The organism is Leifsonia sp. L25, from assembly GCF_050632895.1.
In genome coordinates, this window is record NZ_JBODRZ010000004.1 from 416,822 (window position 1) to 436,663 (window position 19,842).

General features: G+C 68.8%; 20 protein-coding genes and 4 pseudogenes. 9 read left to right on the forward strand and 15 right to left on the reverse strand.

Annotation, left to right across the window (positions count from 1 at the left end; translation table 11 throughout):
- The first annotated feature begins 63 nt into the window (after nt 1-63).
- Both ACRAWC_RS23055 and ACRAWC_RS23060 read left to right on the forward strand, forming a co-directional pair.
- Nucleotides 64-792, forward strand: coding sequence for a formylglycine-generating enzyme family protein (locus ACRAWC_RS23055; protein ID WP_431247902.1), 729 nt, complete (start codon nt 64-66; stop codon nt 790-792).
- Nucleotides 793-889: 97 nt separating this feature from the next.
- Nucleotides 890-2,062, forward strand: a complete 1,173-nt coding sequence (locus ACRAWC_RS23060) for a hypothetical protein (RefSeq protein ID WP_431349756.1) — start codon at nt 890-892, stop codon at nt 2,060-2,062.
- Nucleotides 2,063-2,099: 37 nt separating this feature from the next.
- Here ACRAWC_RS23060 and fliN read toward each other — a convergent pair whose 3' ends face one another.
- The 4 genes from fliN to ACRAWC_RS23080 all read right to left on the reverse strand — a co-directional run bounded on the left by fliN (nt 2,100) and on the right by ACRAWC_RS23080 (nt 7,368).
- Nucleotides 2,100-3,707: a flagellar motor switch protein FliN gene (gene fliN / locus ACRAWC_RS23065; RefSeq protein ID WP_431349757.1), complete on the reverse strand. Its 1,608-nt coding sequence runs from the start codon at nt 3,705-3,707 to the stop codon at nt 2,100-2,102.
- Between the two features lie 182 nt (nt 3,708-3,889).
- Complete coding sequence (locus tag ACRAWC_RS23070; protein ID WP_431349758.1) at nt 3,890-4,450, reverse strand: hypothetical protein; 561 nt, start codon at nt 4,448-4,450, stop codon at nt 3,890-3,892.
- Between the two features lie 58 nt (nt 4,451-4,508).
- On the reverse strand, nt 4,509-4,745 hold the full coding sequence (locus tag ACRAWC_RS23075; protein ID WP_431246081.1) for a hypothetical protein: 237 nt from the start codon (nt 4,743-4,745) through the stop codon (nt 4,509-4,511).
- 34 nt (nt 4,746-4,779) lie between these two features.
- Complete coding sequence (locus tag ACRAWC_RS23080) at nt 4,780-7,368, reverse strand: alpha/beta hydrolase (protein WP_431349759.1); 2,589 nt, start codon at nt 7,366-7,368, stop codon at nt 4,780-4,782.
- A gap of 208 nt (nt 7,369-7,576) precedes the next feature.
- Here ACRAWC_RS23080 and ACRAWC_RS23085 point away from each other — a divergent pair, with 208 nt between their 5' ends.
- From ACRAWC_RS23085 to ACRAWC_RS23105, 5 genes are all read left to right on the forward strand, one after another.
- A complete protein-coding gene (locus ACRAWC_RS23085; protein ID WP_431246083.1) occupies nt 7,577-8,506 on the forward strand; it encodes a hypothetical protein in 930 nt (309 codons plus the stop codon).
- Between the two features lie 160 nt (nt 8,507-8,666).
- The gene (locus ACRAWC_RS23090; protein WP_431219509.1) at nt 8,667-8,993 is read left to right on the forward strand and encodes a flagellar FlbD family protein; all 327 of its coding nucleotides are present in this window, start codon (nt 8,667-8,669) and stop codon (nt 8,991-8,993) included.
- The gene (locus ACRAWC_RS23095; protein WP_431246084.1) at nt 8,993-9,811 is read left to right on the forward strand and encodes a motility protein A; all 819 of its coding nucleotides are present in this window, start codon (nt 8,993-8,995) and stop codon (nt 9,809-9,811) included. The genes ACRAWC_RS23090 and ACRAWC_RS23095 overlap by 1 nt, the downstream gene beginning before the upstream one ends.
- 1 nt (nt 9,812) lies before the next feature.
- Nucleotides 9,813-10,256, forward strand: a complete 444-nt coding sequence (locus tag ACRAWC_RS23100) for a flagellar motor protein MotB (RefSeq protein WP_431349760.1) — start codon at nt 9,813-9,815, stop codon at nt 10,254-10,256.
- Between the two features lie 17 nt (nt 10,257-10,273).
- Nucleotides 10,274-10,627: an OmpA/MotB family protein gene (locus tag ACRAWC_RS23105; RefSeq protein ID WP_431349761.1), complete on the forward strand. Its 354-nt coding sequence runs from the start codon at nt 10,274-10,276 to the stop codon at nt 10,625-10,627.
- A 97-nt stretch (nt 10,628-10,724) separates the two neighbouring features.
- Here the strand turns inward: ACRAWC_RS23105 and ACRAWC_RS23110 are convergent.
- Both ACRAWC_RS23110 and ACRAWC_RS23115 read right to left on the reverse strand, forming a co-directional pair.
- A pseudogene (locus ACRAWC_RS23110) lies at nt 10,725-12,230 on the reverse strand (alpha-N-arabinofuranosidase).
- A 66-nt stretch (nt 12,231-12,296) separates the two neighbouring features.
- Nucleotides 12,297-12,884 carry a carbohydrate ABC transporter permease gene (locus ACRAWC_RS23115; protein WP_431349762.1) on the reverse strand — a complete coding sequence of 196 codons (588 nt, stop codon included), beginning with the start codon at nt 12,882-12,884 and terminating at the stop codon, nt 12,297-12,299.
- Between the two features lies 1 nt (nt 12,885).
- Here ACRAWC_RS23115 and ACRAWC_RS23120 point away from each other — a divergent pair, with 1 nt between their 5' ends.
- Nucleotides 12,886-13,095 carry a hypothetical protein gene (locus tag ACRAWC_RS23120; RefSeq protein ID WP_431349763.1) on the forward strand — a complete coding sequence of 70 codons (210 nt, stop codon included), beginning with the start codon at nt 12,886-12,888 and terminating at the stop codon, nt 13,093-13,095.
- Nucleotides 13,096-13,235: 140 nt separating this feature from the next.
- Here the strand turns inward: ACRAWC_RS23120 and ACRAWC_RS23125 are convergent, their stop codons facing one another.
- The 6 genes and pseudogenes from ACRAWC_RS23125 to ACRAWC_RS23150 all read right to left on the reverse strand — a co-directional run bounded on the left by ACRAWC_RS23125 (nt 13,236) and on the right by ACRAWC_RS23150 (nt 18,002).
- Nucleotides 13,236-14,117: a carbohydrate ABC transporter permease gene (locus ACRAWC_RS23125; RefSeq protein WP_431349764.1), complete on the reverse strand. Its 882-nt coding sequence runs from the start codon at nt 14,115-14,117 to the stop codon at nt 13,236-13,238.
- A gap of 73 nt (nt 14,118-14,190) precedes the next feature.
- Nucleotides 14,191-14,886 carry a hypothetical protein gene (locus ACRAWC_RS23130; RefSeq protein WP_431349765.1) on the reverse strand — a complete coding sequence of 232 codons (696 nt, stop codon included), beginning with the start codon at nt 14,884-14,886 and terminating at the stop codon, nt 14,191-14,193.
- A 20-nt stretch (nt 14,887-14,906) separates the two neighbouring features.
- Nucleotides 14,907-15,587 (reverse strand): ABC transporter substrate-binding protein, encoded by a 681-nt coding sequence (locus ACRAWC_RS23135; RefSeq protein ID WP_431349766.1) that lies wholly within the window; start codon nt 15,585-15,587, stop codon nt 14,907-14,909.
- Nucleotides 15,588-15,677: 90 nt separating this feature from the next.
- Nucleotides 15,678-16,704, reverse strand: a pseudogene (locus ACRAWC_RS23140) (LacI family DNA-binding transcriptional regulator).
- Between the two features lie 67 nt (nt 16,705-16,771).
- Nucleotides 16,772-17,519 (reverse strand): annotated as a pseudogene (locus tag ACRAWC_RS23145) (ABC transporter permease).
- Nucleotides 17,520-17,651: 132 nt separating this feature from the next.
- Entirely contained in the window at nt 17,652-18,002 is a 351-nt protein-coding gene (locus ACRAWC_RS23150) for a metalloregulator ArsR/SmtB family transcription factor (protein WP_431219517.1), read from the reverse strand.
- 222 nt (nt 18,003-18,224) lie between these two features.
- Between ACRAWC_RS23150 and ACRAWC_RS23155 the strand changes: the two genes are divergently transcribed.
- On the forward strand, nt 18,225-18,632 hold the full coding sequence (locus ACRAWC_RS23155; protein ID WP_431246090.1) for an arsenate reductase ArsC: 408 nt from the start codon (nt 18,225-18,227) through the stop codon (nt 18,630-18,632).
- A 21-nt stretch (nt 18,633-18,653) separates the two neighbouring features.
- Here ACRAWC_RS23155 and ACRAWC_RS23160 read toward each other — a convergent pair.
- The 3 genes and pseudogenes from ACRAWC_RS23160 to ACRAWC_RS23170 all read right to left on the reverse strand — a co-directional run.
- Nucleotides 18,654-18,824, reverse strand: a pseudogene (locus tag ACRAWC_RS23160) (flagellar basal body rod C-terminal domain-containing protein); the annotation flags it as partial.
- Nucleotides 18,743-19,618, reverse strand: coding sequence for a flagellar hook-basal body complex protein (locus ACRAWC_RS23165; RefSeq protein WP_431349767.1), 876 nt, complete (start codon nt 19,616-19,618; stop codon nt 18,743-18,745). The pseudogene ACRAWC_RS23160 and the gene ACRAWC_RS23165, both read right to left, overlap by 82 nt.
- The gene (locus ACRAWC_RS23170; protein ID WP_431349768.1) at nt 19,546-19,827 is read right to left on the reverse strand and encodes a flagellar basal body protein; all 282 of its coding nucleotides are present in this window, start codon (nt 19,825-19,827) and stop codon (nt 19,546-19,548) included. The genes ACRAWC_RS23165 and ACRAWC_RS23170 overlap by 73 nt, the downstream gene beginning before the upstream one ends.
- Between the last annotated feature and the right edge of the window lie 15 nt (nt 19,828-19,842).

Genomic DNA, 19,842 nt, shown 5'->3' on the forward strand with positions numbered 1-19,842 from the left:
AGCGTCTATCGGCCGGCGGGGCGCTCGCGTTAGCCGTGGGAGGGTGGATAGGTGGAGATCGAGATGGCGCGCATCCCGGCCGGGAGCGTGCAGCTGCACGACGCGCGCCGCAAACGGCGCTGGAGGGTCGAGCTGGAGGAGTTCGAGCTCGGCGTCTTCGCTGTCACCGAGGAGCAGGTGGCCGAGCTCATCGGGGGCGAGCGGGCGCATCCACGGCGGCCGGCGACGGACGTCAGCTGGCTACGCGCCATCCGCCTCTGCAACGCGGCGTCGGAGTGGGAGGGCCTCGACCCCGCGTACACGTTCGACGGTGAGGATGTGACCTGGCACGTGGATGCGGACGGCTACCGCCTGCCGACGGAGGCCGAGTGGGAGTACGCCCGCCGTGCCGGGTCCACCGCGCCGCACTACGGACCGCTGCTGGAAGTGGCCTGGACGAGCGCCGACGGGCTCACCGCGCCCGCCGACGTTGGCGTGCGCCTGCCGAACCTCAACGGCCTGTTCGACACGCTCGGCAACGTCTGGGAGTGGTGCTGGGACCTCCTCGACCCGGGACGCTACGGCGACTACCGGGTCTTCCGCGGCGGCGGCTTCGCCGACGACGCCTGGAACGTGCGCGCCTCGGTGCGCCGGGGCGGGCCGCCGCGGACGCAGTACGAGGACGTCGGTTTCCGCTTCGCGCGCGGCGGATTCGACGCAGGGGGCGCAGCGCAGGGCTGGTCGGCCGCGGCGGATGCGGAACTCGCGGGCGTCGACGGCCCGCTGCCTCCGGGGTGGACGCCGTTGCGCTGACCTGTCGACCGGTGCGTCACATCCCGTGCCCGCGTCCGTCTTCTCTATAGGATCGGTGCTCGCCGGTCGATGCGCGACGGCGAACGGGGGATGCGCAGTGGATGACGTCGTGATGGTGACCGCCGGGGCGCCTCGGCGCACGGGGCGCGTCTGGATCGGAGCGACCGCGTTCGTCCTGCTCGCCACGAGCCTCGGGATCGGAGCGGGCGCCGGCTGGCAGGCGCTCGCGCTGGAGGCGGCCGCTACCGCCGATCGCAGCCTCGCCGCCGCCTCGGACTCCCTGGACCGCGTCACCGAGCAGCGCGGGTCCGCCATCGACAAGGCGCACGCGGCCGTGTCGTCGCTCGACGCGTTCGTCGCGCATCCACGCCCCGACTACGTCTCCGAACCGGCATCGAAGGCGCTCGCGGCGGCGCAGACGAAGCTCCGGACCACGAGCAAGGGACTCACGTACACGCCCTTCGACGCGCCGCACGCCGCGCCGCTCGCCGACCTCCTGCCCTGGACCGTGCTGGCCCACGTGCAGCACGCCGCGCAGCTGACGCGCTCCGAGGTCGCCGACCGGCGGGCGCGGGCAGCCGACGTCGCCGCGCTCAGCCGGGCGCAGAAGACGCTGACGACGGCCGCCACCGCGGTCTACACGGAGCTCGCAGCGCACGGGGAGCAGGTGCTGACGGCCGACGCGTCCGCGACGTACGCCAGCCGGATCGACCTGCGGCACGCGATCGACGCGGGCAAGCCGGGCGTGCTGTCGGCGCAGTTCGGCGGCTCCGGCCTTCTGGGCATCGTGACGACCGTCGACGAGGTGAACGCGGCCCAGGCCGCCGGCGAGGCCGCCAAGCAGGACCCGGCCTACCCCGTCCGGCTGCGCATCGAGGACTACGCGCGGTCCATCGCGCACGGCGTCACCCTCGACTTCGAGTGGCACCACCTCGTGAGCGGGCTCGGCGACGACTGGTACTCCGGCACGACGCAGTACCACGAGGACGACGGGGCTGGGCGGACGATCGACCTCAACTTCGGCGTGCAGGACGGCTTCGGCCGGGGCGACGTGGATGCGCGGGCGCTGGTCACGCACGAGGTCGGCCACGCGCAGGTGGTGCGCCCCGCGTGCAAGGCGCTCTTCGTCGGGCCGGTCTTCCACGGCGACGACGAGATGCGGGCGACCGCGTGGGCGATCTCGATGGGGTTCGACACCGCCGGCTCGGGCATCGAGGCGTACGGCCGACCGAGCGACCAGCAGATCGCGGTCGCCGGCCAGTGCCGCTGACGCCACGCGGCTCCCGGTGGCGGCGCCGGTCGGCGTGTCAGTCCAGGTCTTCGGCAGCGTCGAGGATCTTCGTGATCCGCACCGCGTAGTCCTGGTCGACCACGACGATCTCGCCGTGCGCGATCAGCCGCCCGTTGAGCAGCACGTCGGCGGGCGACCCGGCCGAGCGGTCCAGCTCGATGACCGCGCCCGGCTCCATGGCGAGGACGTCGCGCACCGCCATCCGGGTGCGGCCGATCTCGACGGTGAGGGCCATCTCCACGTTGCTGATGCGGGCCAGCTTGCCGCCCAGGGCGCTCGCACCGGCCCGTTCGGCGACGGATGCGCGCCCGCGCACCGCGAACCAGCCGGCCACCCCGGCCGCCCCCGAGAGGGCGAACACCGTCGTGGCGGGATCGGCGAAGAGCTCGGCGGCGTCCTCCGCGCGGGCATCGTCGAGCACACCGGCGCCGAGCGTGTCGCTGGCGGCCTCGAGGGCAGGCTGCAGCACATCCTGGAGCGCCACCACCGGAGAGCTGTCGGCGCCCTCGTCGACCAGGTGCGGCGCCTCCAGCAGCACGACGGCCAGGTCGGCCGACACGGCGCCGACGAACGTCGCGACGACCGCCTGCGCGCCCGCCCGCACATCCGTGCCCTGCGTCAGCAGCGGCGTCAGCGGAGTCCCGGTCGGGAGCACCCGAGCGAGCGCCTCGGCGGCGGCCTGCGCCTGCCCGAGGGAGAGTCCGGTCGAGTTGGCGATGCTGGTCATGCTCATCGGTGTCAGTCCTCTGTGTTGATGATCACGCAGGCGAGACGGGAGCCGCTCGAGCCGAGGCCGGCCGAGGCGACGGTCTGTCCGCCGACGGTGAGGTCGAAGGGTCGGTGCTGCGGGTGCGGCAGCGGAAGCAGGTCGCCGACCGAGAGCCCCAGCACCACGCTCGGGCGGACGGTCGCGGGCGCGAGCCGCAGGGACACATCCACCGGCACACGCGAGAGCTGGGCGTCGACGAGCTCTCGGGCGTTCTCGGTGCTGTGCGTGGGGTTCGTCTCGCCCCAGCTGCGGCAGCAGGGCGACCGCGGGGAGGGCGAGGGTCGCGCGGGCCGTGTGCTCGCCGACGCGGAGCTCGAAGCCGGCGACGATCATCAGCTCGGAGGTCGCCGCCGCCTGGGCGAACTGCGAGTTGTACTGGATGGCGTCCACCGCGATGGATGTGACCAGCAGCGACCCGAGGGAGTAGCGGAGGTCCTCGAGCGCGTCGTCCATCAGCCGCCGCACGAGCGCGTGCTCGATCTGCGTGAAGGTGCGCTCGTGATCGACCGGGGTGCCCTGTCCGCCGAGCATCGCGTTGACCCACGACAGCGCCGCCACCGTGGGGAACTGGATGACCGCCTTCGGGACGACGTCCTCCAGCGCGCACAGGACCATCGCCGTCGTGGCCGGAAGCGACGCCGCGTACTCGTCGTACGTCTGCATCTGCACCGAGTCGCACTCGACCTGGCTGAGCACCCGGACCTTCGCGGTCAGCTGGGTCCCCCACTGCCGCGCGAACGTCTCGAACGCCAGCTCGAGCACCCGCGAGTGCTCGCGCGCGAGCGTCGTCGGCCGGCGGAAGTCGTAGACCGGCGCCTCGGGAGCATCCGGTGCCGGAGCCTGCAGAGTCGTCACGGAGGCGACTATCGGCCGGTGGTCGCGCGATGTAAGGAGTCGAGCAGTCGCGAGGGTTTCCCGCGTTTCACAGGGAATCGGGACACGGGCGACAGGCTGCGAACCGGATGGATAGGCAAATCTACGACGTCGAGCATAGAACGCGACACGACGAACACCGGATACGTCGGTCGCGCCCTGTGTCAGTCCCACCTGACGCACTCGCCGGAGGAGGAGATGCCCAGGATCTTCGTGTTCGCGGAGAAGCTGATCGACGCGCTGTGCGGGAGGTCGACGATGATCTCGCGGTGACCTGTGCGGTCTTCAGCGGTCGGTCCGATCTGACGGATGCGGTAGCCGAGGCCCTTCCAGTGGGTGCGCACCTTTTCGGTCAGCGCGTCGGGATCGAACTCCATCGATTCGTCGGCGTTCTGCCACACATAGACGGAGTATTGACCGGTGGTGGCCTTGTTGTCGCACGGACCCCAATCCCACAGCTCGCGTTGCTCAGTGTTAGCGGGATCAAAGACGCTGGGCGGGATCCCGTCGTCCAGCCATTCGCCACCGACAAGTTCCGCAACGTCGTCGACGCGCTGCAGGGCTTCGTCGAGGAGCCGGGGCTTCGACTTGGTCGAGAGCCCGTCGTGCGGGGTGTTGACGCCGGGTTGAGGCACGGATCCTCCAGGGTAGACACACCCTGTGAGGGCGAGGGAGATAGTGAGAATAGGAGCGGCCAGGAGGAGCGCACGTCTCACCTTCGCCATCGGTTCGAGCTTCTCGCCCCGACCCGCCGAGGCACAGGCGCCCCTCCACCGACGCCGATCAATCCCACCTGACGCACTCGCCGGAGGAGGAGATGCCCAGGATCTTCGTGTTCGCGGAGAAGCTGATCGACGCGCTATGAGGGAGGTCGACGATGATCGAGCGGTGACCCGTGCGATCCTTGGCGGTCGGCCCGATCTGACGGATCTGGTAACCCAGGCGCTCCCAGTGAGAACGCACCCGTGCGGTCAGCGCGTCAGGGTCGAACTCCGTCGATTCGTCGGCTTTCTGCCGCACGTTGATGTCGTACTGGCCGGTGGTCGCCTTGTTGTCACACGGACCCCAGTCCCACAGGTTGCGTTGTTCGGCGTTCGCGGGATCGAAGACACTGGGTGGGATTCCCGAATCCAGCCATTCTCCACCGACGAGTTGCGCAACGTCGTCGACGCGTTGCAGGGCTTCGTCCAGGAGTTGGGCCTTCGACTTTGTCGAGAGACCGTCGTACGGGGTGTTGACGCCGGGTTGAGGCACGGATCCTCCAGGGTAGACACAGCCGGAAAGGGTGAGGACGAGGGTAAGCGCGAGGGTGGCGCGAAGGGGGCGGGCACGTCTCACTTCTTACCCCTGGTGCGCTGTTTGGGTCCTGCGGGGGCCGGAGGCTCGGGACACTTCGCGTTCCGCCATTGATTTGATCGTCGAGCCCGAGGGCCGCTGCGGCCGTGTTGTGGAGGGCTTCGGTATCCTTGTCAAAGTAGCCGTGGCCGTCTGTGGCGTGCTCGTTGAAAGCGCCGCGATCGCTGCCCTTTCCGAGAACGTCGTGCCCGTCTGTCGGCTCCAGCCGTTCGGCCGCGTCGCCTTCCGACGAGAACACCCGGGCTCCGTAGCGGTCGTCGGTCGGGTCGGCCCGACCCGAGTACGCCCGCCCGACGCCCGCGATGCCATCCTGCGAGGACTGGGTGGCGTAGACACGGCCCAGGCCGCCCTCCACCTCCAGTTCCCTCCCGCTGCCGAAGCCACCCTCTACCCCCGCCGATGCGACGAAGACGACAGACTGCACCTTGTGGGCCAGTCCGGAGATCGCGTTGCTCGCCACGGTGGTGCCGTACGAGTGACTCACCACAGCGGTGAACGGGTCCGGGTTGCCACCCAGGATGCTGTCGGCCGCCCACTGGCCGTCCAGCTCCGCCCTCAGCCGGCGGCCGCCGGCTCTCGCCTTATCCCCTTGCAGCACCGAATCCACCCCGGGCGGGTCATAGCCGATCCACGCCACTACCAGATGCGGCAGACCATCCATGACGTCCTGCTGGTGGTATTGGTTGATGCCCGCGAACGTCCAGCCCTTGAGTCGCCCGTCTTCGCCGAGCCCACTATTCATGCCCGGGACCATCCAAGTGACCTTCCCTGACTTCTCCGCACGCGTGTCCCCGATCGCGACGGCCGCGAGCGGCGGCTCATGGCGGAGGTTGTACGAGAGCAGCCCGCGAGGCGGCTTCAGCGCCTTCGCCAGCCGCTCGTAGTCGGCCGACGTGCCATCCTTCAGCTTCCCCACCCCGAGCGCCGCGAGGATGTCCTTCAGCGTCTTGCCCCGCGGTGACTCGGGACCGATCGACAGGTCCTGCAGATCCCGTGCGAGTTGGACGGCGTTCGCGTGGATGCGGGTGTCCGCGTCGAGCCCGGGGAGGTTGCCGATGACTTCCGGAGCGGACCGACACCAACGTTCGCGGGCCTCCGGCGACAGCTTCTTCCACCAGGCCGCCACCTTCTCCGGTGCGGGCGGGTCGTCCCAGAACTTCTGCGCCAGCTTCGGGTCGGCGGCGAGAAGGGCCGCCAGGGTCTCCGGCTTGAGCAGGCTCAGCATGTCCATCAACGCCGAGGTCGTGTCGGCGGACGGAGGCAGCAGGGCGAACTCGCTGACCGTGGTTACGAAATCGTTCAGCTGCGAGGGCGCCAGGGCGGGGAGCGCACCATAGAGGGTAGCGTGCAGCGCACGCACGAGGACGCTCTCTTCGGCCTCGTACTCTTCCTTGGCCGCGCGAGCCTGCCGCTTGGCCTGCTCCAGCCGCTCCTGCCCGTCCTGGAGCTGCGCTCTCGCGGCCCGCAGCTCATCGTCGACAGCTTCCGCCTTGCGTCGGGCCGTCGCAACCTCGCTCGTCGTCGGCACTCTGGTTCCCGAGGGCGGCGGCGTGGTCGCGTACTGTCGTTGCGTCTTCTGGAGCTGGGCCAGCGAGGAGAGCAGGGCGCCGTGTTCTGTGTTCAGCAGCCCGAGGGTGGCTTCGGCTCTCGCGATGTCTTCCAGGGCCTGATGGGCTGCGTCGAGGGCCGCATCCGCCGCGTTCTGCTGGCCCCACATCGCCAGGACCCACTTCAGCGCCGCTTCGCGGGCCTCCATGAAGCGCGCCGTCGCGTCCCGGCAGGCCCGACTCACCGTGCGCAGCCGCTCTCCGAATGCGTCGGCGGCGTAGCCGGACCAGTGCGGCTTACCGATCCGCTCCAGCACGTCATCCAGCCGGTCGGCTCGCCACCACATCCATTCAGCGGTCGTCTCGAACGCTTTGGCGTGCCGGTCCACCGCCTCCGTGTCTCCGGGCGTGGGGTCGCCCTCGAGACCGACAGGCGACCAATCCGTCGTCCTGGAACGCACGGGGCGCACCGAAGAGAAGCCCTGAGCGCTGTCGGTGTCTCGTCGCTCGTACACGTCGGCGGCGGACGCCAGGGCGTCCCCCAGCGAGACGACGCTCTCCGACACCGAGCGCAGCGCCGGGTTCCAGTACCCGTCGAACTCGTCGAAAGCACCGATCGCGCGTGCGCCGCCCAGACTGCCCGGCGCCGAAGGCGGATGGGGCCGCTCGGCATTCGCCTCGTGCAAGCGCTGGGAGTTCCATCGGAGCTGCCCCGTGTCGACGTGGACCTTGTGACTCACTGAGCCGCCTCTCATCTAGTGGAGTTTTGCGATATTAGCATCTATTAGCAGGAATATCGTACGAGTGTTTGTGCGCTATACTGCACGAGTGGAGCCCGCGAATCCTTCCCGCGAACGCGAGACATTGACGGCCCTCGCGGCGAACACGGCAAGAGCGGTCGAGCTCCTAGAGGGCCTTCAGGTCTGCTGCCATGAACGCAATGGCCGAGTGAGCGACGCGCGGATTCGAGCGAACCGCGCACTTGACAGCGCCCGTCCCGTCGCCGGCGAATACCTGCACGCGCTCGCCGCCGGCGATACAGCAACGGCCAACGGGCTCGGCCGGATCAACGCCGACCTCCCCGCGAACGAGTTCCTCCGCCACGAGGTCTACGAGTGCGCCGATCACCTCACCGGCCCGCGCATCGTCTGGGGTGAGATCGTCGCACGAGACGGATCCGACAGCGAGGTGCGATTCCACGTCACCTACGACCTCGCGGGCCAGATGGTCAAAGACACCATCACTCTCATCCGAAGCGATGACGAATGGTGGGTCTGCGACGGACTGACCTATCGGCTCCCACGGCTCGACGTCTACGCATCCTTCGGCCTCGAGAATCGATTCTCGCTCTGTGGCGCCCGCGCTCCCGTCGATCGTCACGGGCACGCCGGATTTTCGGCATACCCCGGCGTCTACACGCTCTCTCCACCGAATGCGTACTACGACATCGACGGCGAGTACACCGTCGTGCTCAACACAGACGCTCCGCTCGTGAACCCGGGCGCGTTCACCATGGTTCCCAACGAGAGCTACGTCGGCCTGGTGCAGCGCGCCGTCGACCAGGCGTTCTCAGAGGCCACAAGCCACGGAACCCTTGAAGCGCTCCGCGATGCCGGGATGCGCAGCGGATTCGGCCGGTCGACCCTCCTTCCTTCGGAGGCGGTCGTCGTGTCGATGACGGTGCTCGATGTACCTACTGTCTCGGTGCGGCCTCGTGAACGCCGCCCCTTCACGGTCTCGGAAGGGCGGGCTCTGGTGACCGCTGGCGGCTTGAACGGCCGTGGCGAACCCATCACGGAGAACGTCACGGGAACCTTCCCGTATCGCGTCGACACGACGATCGTCGGCGACGAGGTCGTCATCCACTTCGCCGACTAGATCTCAGGTCGACGGCTCGGGGCTGCAGCGAAAGCCGTGGTGACTACCGGCCGGTGCGCGCATCCCGTTAGCGGCCGCCGGTCCCCCTAACGACCGACCGGCGCACGCCGATAGTCCTCCCGTGACGGCTCACCCGGAGCCGAGACCAGGATTCGCGCACATGATCGTCGTCACCCGATTGAACGACAGCCAGTTTGCGGTCAACCCCGACCTCATCGAGCGGATCCACGCCAGTCCGGACACCACTTTGGTCATGGTCGACGGGGCGAAGTTCATCGTCACCGAGTCCATGGCCGAAGTGATCGAGAAGATCGCCGCGTACCGGGCGCGCGTGATCGCACTCGCCCACGACCTCCCGAGCGTCGGCCCGCGCCCCGTGCCCGCGCCCCCGCTCGGACTCGTGACGCTGACCGGTCTGGAAGACGACGAAGCGGCGGCGGCTCACCCCGAGGCCCGCGCCGTGCCCCTCCGAGCAAGGAAGAAGTAATGGACCCGGCAACGATCATCGGCATCGTCCTCGCCTTCGGCTCCGTCGTCGCGATGGTGACGATGGAGGGCGCCCACCTGAACTCGCTGCTGCTGCCCGCCCCCATGGTGCTGGTCTTCGGGGCCACCATCGCGGTCGGCATCGCCAGCGGCACCGTGAAGGACTTCCTGATCGCGGTGAAGGCGCTCCCCCGCGCGTTCCGGGGCAAGATCGAGCCGCCGCAGCAGGTGATCGACCAGGTAGTCGCGCTCGCCGAGAAAGCGCGCGCGAACGGTCTGCTCGCCATGGAGCAGGAGGCGGAGGGCGTCGACGACCCCTTCCTCAAGCGCGCGCTGCAGAACATCGCCGACGGCACCGACGGCGACGAGCTGCGCATCCTGCTCGAGGACGAGATCGCCACCCGCTCCAAGAAGGACCGCGTCGCCGCCAAGTTCTTCAGCTCGATGGGCGGCTACGCGCCCACGATCGGCATCATCGGCACGGTCGTCTCGCTGACCCATGTGCTCGAGAACCTGGCCGACCCGGGCGAACTCGGCCCGATGATCGCGAGCGCGTTCGTCGCGACGCTGTGGGGCCTCCTGTCGGCGAACTTCCTGTGGCTGCCGCTCGGCGCGCGTCTGCGCCGGCTCTCCGAGCTGGACGTGGAGCGGATGACGCTGCTGATGGAGGGCGTGCTCGCCGTGCAGTCGGGCAGCCAGCCGCGCCTCCTCGGCGAGCGCCTGCGCGCCATGGTGCCCGGCGGCGACGCCGAGAAGCCGGCTGCCAAGCCCGCCAAGGCGGCGCGCGGCGCGAAGGATCCCGTCGAGGAAGCCGCCTGACATGTCCGCCCGCCGTCGGAAGAAGCACGAGGAGCCGGAGGAGCACGAGAACGAGGAGCGCTGGATGGCCTCCTACATGGACATGGTCACCGTGCTCATGTGCATGTTCATCGTGCTGTTCGCGATGTCGACGGTGGATGCGAAGAAGTTCGAGCAGCTCAAGGACTCGCTGGCCACCGGCTTCGGCCAGGTGAAGACGCAGAAGATCGACACCGCATCCGGCGTCGTCGTCCCGCCGAAGCACGTCGACGAGTCCGGCAAGTCGACCGACTTCGCCCTCGCCCAGCAGGAAGCCCAGAACCTGCAGCGCCTGAAGGACCAGATCCAGGCGGCGCTGACCAAGGACGGGGCTGCAGGATGCGGTCCAGATGAAGATCGACGAGCGCGGCCTGACCATCGGCCTGGTCGGCATCCACCTTCTTCGAGTCGAACCGCGCCGAGCTGAGCGCGCGTGCCGTCGCGGTGCTGAACGACATCGGCCCGCAGCTCGCGCCGGCCTCCTACGACGTCTCCGTCGAGGGCCACGCCGACCTCCGTCAGCCCGGAGCGCCGTATCCCACCAACTGGGAGCTCTCCGCCGGCCGCGCGACCAGCGTGCTGCGTCACCTCGTCGAGGTGAACGGCTTCCCGCAGGGGCACATCGCCGCGATCAGCTTCGGCTCGGCGCGACCGGTCGCGGGCTTCACCGGAACCACGGACAACGACCTCGCCCAGAACCGGCGGGTAGATGTGGTGGTGCTGTCCGCGCAGGCGGAGGACATCCGCAAGCTCATCCCGCAGGCCGCCGCCACGCCCGCCGCCGTCGCCGCGGGCTGACCGTCTCGGTCGGCGTCCCCGGCCGACCCCGATTACGCGAAGATTGCACGCGAAACGCCCGTTCCGCGTGCAATCCTCGTGTATTCGACGGCGGGGGTCAGCCCAGGGAGACCCCGGTCCACGAGACGGGCGGCAGTTCGAGGGTGAGGATGCCGTCGGCGAGGGCCGCGGAGGGCGTGGGGCGGAGGCCGACGCGGGTCTGGTCCTGCAGGGTGTTCTTCGCGTAGACGTCGTCATCCCACAGCGAGAGGGCCTCGCGCACCGGTCGAGACGCCGAGGTCGCGCACGTCCACGCTCACGGTCTGCGTCTCGGTCTGGCTGCGGTTCACGACGAACACCGCGGCGGCGCCCGCGGCCTCGTCGAAGGTGGCCACCGCATCCACCACGTCCGCCTCGCCGTAGACCGCGGTCTCGTACGTGCCGGTCGTGATCGTGGGGCGCAGCACCTCCCCGGCCGCCAGGCGGCTGGTCACCGAGAACGGGAAGAACGTCGTCTGGCGCCAGGCGTCGCCGCCGGGCTCGGTCATGATCGGGGCGATCACGTTGACCAGCTGGGCGAGGGATGCGCTGGTCACCCGGTCGTGGTTCTTCAGCAGCGTGATGAGCAGGTTGCCGAGCACCACCGCGTCAGCGACCGAGTAGACGTCCTCCAGCTGGCGCGGGGCGTAGCGCCACTCGTCGTTGACCTCCTCCGACGCCTTGTGCTCGTCGAGGTACCAGATGTTCCACTCGTCGAACGAGATCTGGATGCGCTTCTTGTTCTTGAGCTTGTTGCCGACATGGTCCGCCGTGGTGACGACGGTGTCGATGAAGTACTGCATGTCGACCGACGAGGCGAGGAAGGATCCGAGGTCGCCGCCGCGCTCCTGGTAGTACGCGTGCGCCGAGACATAGTCGACGTGGTCGTAGGAGTGCTCGAGCACCGTGCGCTCCCAGTCGCCGAAGGTCGGCATCCCGGAGCCGGAGGAGCCGCAGACCACGAGCTCGAGGTCCTTGTCGGCCATCTTCATCGCGGCGGCCGTGCGGGCGGCGAGCTTGCCGTAGTCGTCGGCGGTCATGTAGCCCGTCTGCCACGGGCCGTCCATCTCATTGCCCAGGCACCACATCCGGATGTCGTGCGGCTCCGGCGTGCCGTTCGCGATGCGCTGGTCGCTGAGCGCGGTCCCCGACGGGTGGTTCGCGTACTCGAGCAGGTCGAGGGCCGCCTGGATGCCCCGCGTGCCCAGGTTGACCGCGAGCATCAGCTCGGAGCCGGTCAGCTTCAGCCAGCGCGAGAACTCGTCGAGGCCGACCTGGTTGGACTCCAGGAGTGCCAGGCCAGGTCGCGGCGCACCGGGCGCTTCTCGCGTGGGCCCACCGAGTCCTCCCAGCGGAAGCCGGAGACGAAGTTGCCGCCGGGGTAGCGGATGGTGGTCGAGCCGAGCTCGCGCACCAGGTCCACCACGTCGAGACGGAAGCCGTCCTCGTTCGCGGTCGGGTGGCCGGGCTCGTAGATGCCGTCGTACACGCAGCGTCCCAGGTGCTCGACGAACGAGCCGAAGATGCGGCGGTTGACGGTCGCGACGCGCGCGGAGCGGTCGATGGCGATGCGGGTCTCAGACATGGGTCTCCTGTGCTTCCTTCAGTTCTGACGCTCTGGTGGTGATGACGAGTGGATGCCGTGGCGCGGTCACTTCACGCTGCCGATCGAGAGCCCACCCTGCCAGTACCGCTGCAGGGTGAGGAAGGACACGATCAGCGGCACGATCGAGATGAGTGCGCCGGTGATGACGAGGTTCCAGAGGCTCTGGCCCCCGGTGTTCACCTGCGCCTGCGCCTGCAGCGCGCCGAGACCGACGGTCACCGGGAAGAGCTGCGGGTTCGAGAACATCACCAGCGGCAGGAAGAAGTTGTTCCAGGTGCCGACGACCGACAGCAGCAGCACGGTCACCACGGCCGGGCGCATCAGCGGCAGGGCGACCCGGGCGAAGATCCGGAGCTCGCCCGCGCCATCGACGCGGGCCGCATCCACCATCTCCGGAGGGATGGCCTCATCCGTGTACACCTTCATCAGGTACACCGCGAACGGGTTCAGCATCGACGGCAGGATGACCGCCCACATGGTGTTCGTCAGGTGCGCGCTGCTCATCAGCACGAACAGCGGGATGACGAGAACCGTCGCGGGAACCATGACCGACCCGAGCACGACGGCGAAGAACAGCCGACGGCCGCGGAACCCGTACATGGAGAAGCCGTAGCCGGCCAGCACGGAGAGCACCGTGGCGCCGATCCCGCCCGCGATCGCGTACAGGAACGAGTTGCCGAGCCAGTGCGCGTACAGGCCGCCGGAGTACGTGAAGAGCGACGAGAGGTTAGAGAACAGGTCGAACTTACCGCCGAACCACAGCGGGCTGGTCTTGCCGTCGAACAGCGTCTGCTGGCTCTTCGTGCTGGCGACGATCAGCCACCAGAACGGCAGCGCGAAGTAGACGATGAACGCGGCGAGGATGATGTGCGGGATGACCTGGACGGCCGTTGCGGCGGCCGGCCGGCGCCTCCCGGCGTGGCCCCAAGGCGCGCCCGGTGCCGATGCTGCGCGTGTCGGCCGCGGGCTCGACGAGTTGTGCGGTCATTTCATGAGTCCACTTCTCTTGCGCGTGGCGAACATGAACGCGTACGACCCGATGAAGATCACGAGCCCCAGGGCGAAGGCGATCGCCGACGCGTAGTTGAACTGGTGGTACGAGAACGCGACCGTGTAGGCGTAGATGTTCGGCGTGTAGTTGGAGGTGATGGAGCCGGACGCCATCCCGCGCAGCATCTGGGGCTCGTTGAAGAACTGCAGCGTTCCGATCAGAGCGAAGACGAGCACGAGGAGCAGCGAGGAGGCCACCATGGGGATCTTGATGCGGAGGGCGATCTGCCAGGCGTTCGCGCCATCCACTCGCGCCGCTTCGTAGATCGACGGGTCAACGCCCTGCAGCGCGGCGTAGATGATGATCATGTAGTAGCCGGCCCACTGCCAGGTCACGATGTTGACCAGCGAGCCGAAGACGTTGCCGTCGGAGAAGAAGTTGGGCGCCTGGAGTCCGACCAGGCCGAAGAGCTCCTGCGCCGGCCCGAAGCTCGGGCTGTACAGGAAGCCCCACATCAGCGCGCCGATGACGACCGGCACGGCGTAGGGCACGAAGATCAGCAGCCGCGAGATCTTGGCGAAGCGCGTCGTCAGCGCGTCGATCAGCAGAGCCGCGATCAGCGCGACGATCATCTGCGCCGGGATCGCGATCACGGCGAAGAGCAGCACGCGCCAGACGCCGTCGAGGAACAACGGGTCGGTGAACGCCTTGACGTAGTTGGCGAAGCCGACCCACGAGGTTCCGCCGGCGAGCGTCGTGTTCTGAAGGCTCAGCACGAACGCGTAGACCAGCGGGATGAGAAGGAAGGCGACGAGGAAGACGGCGAACGGGGCGGTGAACGCCCACCCCCAGCGCGCTCGGCGGAGGCCGACCATGTCGCGGCGGCGAGGTCCGCGCGGTGCGCTGTCGCGGCGGTGCGACGGCGGTTTGGGTCATCGGTGAAGCCCTTCAGGTGTGGAACGGGTGATGCGGTGCGGTGCCCGGGCGGCTGTGTGCGGCCCGGGCACCGCGTGCCGTCACTTGGTGACGGTGTAGCCCTGCTGCTTGGCGTACGCCTCGACGGAGCTCTGGTATGTCTGGAGCGCCCTCTCGGGGAGTGGCCTTGCCCTTGTTCGTGGCGTTGACCGCGTCCGTCAGCTTGTCGTAGACGAGGTTCTGGAACGGGCTGAACTGGAAGCCCTTGTAGTCCGTCGCCGCGGTGAGGAACACATCCTTGTTGATCTGCTGGCCGCCGAAGAACGGGTAGGCCTTCGACTGGAAGTAGTCGGACTCGAGGATGGGCTTCCAGAGCGGGAACAGCGCCGCCTTCTCGATGCCGATCTTCCAGGCCGCCTCGGTGCCGAAGATCTCCGTCGCCACCTTGGCGGCCGCCTTCTGGTCCTGCGCCTGCTTGCTCACGGCGAAGGCCGAGCCGCCGATGTTGATCTGGACGGGGTTGGCGGTGTCCCACTGCGGAACCGGGGCGACCGCCCACTTGGCCGTCTTGTCGGCGCCGGTGAAGCCCTGCAGGTAGCCGGGCAGCCAGGCCGCCGCGATCACCGAGGCGTAGGTGCCGTTGACGAGGTGCGTGTTGTAGTCGGTGGTGGAGGCGTCCTCGGTGCCGACGAGCTTCTTCTGGACGAGGCCGTTCCAGTAGGTGAGCACCTTCTGGCTTGCCGGGTCGTTCAGGTCGATCTTGATGTCCTGCTTGCCGGTGAGCTCGAACGGAGCGGCGCCCGCCTGAGCGAACAGCGCCGTCTGGTAGGCGCGGCCGTTCCCCTGAAGTCGGTCATCAGCGTCTTGCCGCCGGTCGCCTGCTTGATCTTCTCGGCGTCGGCCGCGTACTCGTCCCAGGTGGTCGGGACGGTCAGGCCGTACTTGTCGAAGAGGTCCTTGCGGTAGAGGAGGCCGACCGGGCCGCCGTCGACCGGGATGGCGTAGGCGGATCCGCCGTTGCTGATGTCGCTCCAGGCGCCCTCGGAGTAGTTCGACTTGACCTTGTCGGCGCCGAGCTTGCTGAGGTTGACGATGGATCCGTCGGCGATGTAGCTGGGGACGACCTCGCTCTCGAGCATGACGACGTCCGGCGCGCCGGAGCCGGCCTGGATGGCCGTCGAGAACTTCGTGTACTCGTCGTTGCCCGCGCCTGTGTTCGTCCAGCAGATCTGGACGTCCTTGTGCGTCTTGTTGAACTGGTCGACGACCGGCTCGAAGTTCGGGTACCAGGCCCACATGGTGACCTGCTTGGCGTCGGAGTTCACGATCTTGTTCTGGCAGCTGGCTGCATCGCCGCTGCCTCCGGAACATCCGGTGAGCGCCGCGACCGCAACCGCGATCACGCCGCCCGCTGCAAGGAGCTTCTTCATTGGATTCCCTTCGCGGTGTGTGACACTCCTTGTCTACAACGTTGTACTACAACGTTGTAGAGTCCATATTGCGGGACGGATGTGACCGTGTCAAATGGATTTTTCCGGGGTCCCGGTGGACTCGCGCTCGACCAAGCGGAAGGGCACCGCGATCTCCTCCGGGACGAACACCTCGGAGGATCCTCGATGCGGCGGATCAGCAGATCGACCGCGGTTCGGGCGATCTCTTCGCGCCCGGGGTCGATGGTCGACAGGGTCGGCATCGAGTACTGCGTCTCGTCGATGTCGTCGAAGCCGACCACGGCGACGTCCTCCAGGATGCGCAGACCCGACTCCTGCAGCACGCGTAGGGCGCCCAGCGCGATGGCGTCATTGAAGGCGACCAGCCCGTCGAATTGCGCTCCGGTGGCCAGGAAGTCGCGCATCCCCTCGGCGCCGTTCCGCCGGTGCCACGAGTCGACCGGGACCACGAGCGACTCGTCCAGCGGGATGCCGGCCGCCTCGAGCGCCTGCGTGTAGCCCTCGAGGCGCAGGGCCGCCGAGCCGATGACCTCTCCGGGATGCGCGCCCAGCGCGACGATCCGGCGGCGGCCGGAGCGGATGAGGTCTGGTCGCGGCCCGGGCGCCCTCGGTGTTGCGCATGGTGACGTGGTCGCGCGGGCCGTTGAAGATGCGGTCCCCGAGCAGGACGACCGGGGTGGTCATCTCGGCGATGAGGTCCACGTCGCCCTGGTCGAGGGTGAGGACGCTGTAGAGCACGCCGTCGACCATCCGCGCCCGGGGCTGTCGCAGCACATCCATCTCGTGCTGACGATCGTCGCCGAACTGCTCGATCAGCACCGCGAGCCCGCGCTCGGCAGCGGCGCGCATGAGCGGAGTCGGCGAGCTCGGCGAAGTACGCGTTCCGGAGGTCGGGGATCATCAGCGAGATGACGTTCGTGCGCCCGGAGCGCAGGCTGCGCGCGGAGAGGTTGGGCGTGTAGCCGAGCGTGTCGATCGCGTCGAGGACCTTGCGGCGGGTCTCCTCGCGCACATACGGGTAATCGTTGATGACGTTCGAGACGGTCTTGATCGAGACGCCGGCGAGCCGGCTGACGTCGTGCATCGTCGCAGCCATGGATGCTCCCCTCTCGCGCGTGCCTCAGCACGACTTTACAACGTTGGAAGGGGGCGGGTCGCCGCGCTCAGCGCAGGGCCGCCGGCCGCACCTTCACCGGCGCCAGCCATGCCGACACGATCACCGCCGTGATGGCCCCGCCGCCATGATCGCGGCCAGCACGACGACCTGGAACCGTCCGGCCTCCAACGGCGACATCCCCGAAGATCGCGCCGACGAACGCGCCCGGAAGGGTGACCAGCCCGGTGGTCTTGGTCTGGTCGACCGACGGGATGAGCGCCGAGTACACGGCGCCGCGCGCCTGGTCGAGGGTGGACTCGGCGCGGCGACGCACCGAGCGCGAGCCATCCCTCCACCTCCTCCCAGTGGTCGCGGACCGCTTCGGTGAACCGCCGGCCGGCGAGCGTCGCGATGCTCATCGAGTTGCCGATCACGATGCCGCCGATGGCGAGCGCGTACCGGGCGTTGAAGGCGATCGCGCCGGTGAGGAAGACGACGGAGAACGACACCACGACGCCGGTCGCCATGGCGGTCGCCATCATCACGGCGTGCGGGGCCGACCATCCGATCCGGTGCGTCGCCGTGGCCGCCGCGACGGAGAACATGACGAGGAGCGCGAGGGCGACCCACCGCGGGTCCGTGATGACGCCGGCCAGCACGACGCTGATGACCGCCAGCTGGGCCGCGCCCCGGAGGATCGCGAGGGCCGGCGCCCAGCGGTGCGGGACCCGGTAGGCGGCCAGTACCGCGACCGCGAGCAGCGCGAGGAGGGCGACGCCGAGCAGGGTCGGCGCGAGCTCGTGGAGGATGGGCACGCTCCGAGCCTACGAGGCTCCGGCGGCCAGGTGGTCGGGGCGTCGGAAACGGAGGTCTTCAGGTCGCGCCACGCCGAGTGTGGCGGGAGATGGAGTTCACCTCGCGACCATCGGGCCGAGAACTCCTCCGATTCAGACCGATCCCAGGAACGACGACACCGCGTCCAGCGATCCGGGGACGAGACGGTAGTAGGCCCAGGTCCCGCGCTTCGAGCGGCTGAGGTAGCCGGTCTCGACGAGGATCTTCAGGTGGTGTGACACCGTGGGCTGGGAGAGCCCGAGCGGTTCGGTGAGGTCGCAGACGCACGCCTCGCCGTCGTCGTGGGCGGCGACCATCGAGAGGAGCCGGAGGCGGGCCGGGTCGGCGAGCGCCTTCATGGCCCGCGCGACCGAGTGGGCGTTCTCGTCGCTGATCACTTCCTTCGTGATCGGGGCGCAGCACGCCTGCAGGTCGCGCAACGGGAGGAGCTCGGTCATCGCCATAGTCCGATTCTCCGCCATACATTGACAAACGTCAATGTATGCGTTCATCCTGTGTTCATCGACAACCGTCGATGAAGAAGGGAGAAATGATCATGGGATGCTGCGACACCGACGACTGTCAGCTGCTTCCGGACGGCTCGTGCTCGCCCGACTGCTGCTGACACGATCAGGGGCCGTCGTCCGATCCGGGCGACGGCCCACCACCGCTTCATGAGGAGAACGATGACCGACACCGCGCCGACCGTCCTGTTCGTCTGCGTGCACAACGCCGGCCGCTCGCAGATGGCCGCCGGCTTCATGCGCGAGCTCTCGGGCGGCCGCGTGGAGGTGCTCTCCGCCGGCTCCGAGCCGAAGGACCGCATCAACCCGGTGGCGATCGAGGCGATGGCCGAGGTGGGGATCGACATCCAGGGCAACACCCCGAAGATCCTCACGACGGAGGCCGTCCAGGAGTCGGACGTCGTGATCACGATGGGATGCGGCGACACCTGCCCGATCTTCCCGGGGAAGCGCTACGAGGACTGGGACCTCACCGACCCGGCCGGCCGGCCGATCGACGAGGTGCGCCCCATCCGCGACGACATCAAGGCGCGGGTGCAGGCCCTGCTCGAGGACCTGCTCCCCGCCTAGCCGCGCGCGACAGGGGCCCGCTCAGCGCTTCAGGTTGGTGAGCTCCTGCAGCACCTCGTCGGAGGTGGTGATGATGCGGGCGTTCGCCTGGAAGCCGCGCTGGGCGACGATCAGGTTGGTGAACTCCTGCGAGAGGTCGACGTTGGACATCTCCAGCGAGCCGCCTTGCAGCTGGCCGAGGCCGTCCTCGCCCGGTCCGCCGAGCTGGGCCGTGCCGGAGTTGACGGTCGCGCGGTAGGTCGAGCCGCCCGCCTTCTCGAGACCGCCCGGGGTTCACGAAGGTCGCGAAGCGCGATGCGGCCGACGGCCTGCTTGTCGCCGTTCGAGAACAGGCCGGTGATGGTGCCGTCCTTGTCGAGCGAGAAGGATTCGAGCGTGCCGGCCGCGCGGCCGTTCTGGTCCTTGAAGGCGACCGAGGTGATGCCCGAGTAGCCGGTAACGGACGACAGGTTCACCGCGACGCCGCCGACGGTCAGCGACCCGCCCGCGGTGAGCACGCCGTTCGTGAAGGTGAGCGCGCCGGTGCCGGTCGCTCCGGACGCGTCCGCTCCCGCCACATCCCAGCCGGTCCCGGTCTTGGTGAAGGTCAGCGTGAGCTTGCGGGAGGTGCCGTTCGCGTCGTACACGGAGACGTCGCGCACCAGCTGGTCGCCGGTCGCGGCGTCGGAGGGCAGGTTGCCGTTCACGGTCGCGGCGGTGGTCGCGGCGGCCGGCGTGACGGCCTTCAGCGGGATGGTGATGTCGCTGAGCGCGCCGCCCTGCTGCACGACGCCGTTGACCGCGTTCCAGCCCTGCAGGATGGCGCCGCCCGGGCCGACGAGGCGGCCGAGCTCATCCGGGTCGAGGGAACCGGCACGCGTGTAGACCGTCTCGCCGCCCATCTTCATGACGAAGAAGCCGTCGCCGTTGATCATCATGTCGGTGGAGCGGCCGGTCGCCTGCGCGGCGCCCTGGGTGAAGTTGGTGGAGATACCCGCCACCAGCACGCCGAGGCCGATCTGGGCGGGGTTGGTGCCGCCGGTCTCGGCCTGCGCGCCGCCGGCGCCCTTGACCAGCTGAGAGAGGTGTCCTGGAACTGGACGGCCGAGGCCTTGAACGCCGTGGTGTTGACGTTGGCGATGTTGTTGCCGGTGACGTCGAGCATGGCCTGGTGCGAGCGGAGGCCGGAGATCCCGGAGTAGAGCGAGCGGAGCATGGTGGGTCCTTTCTG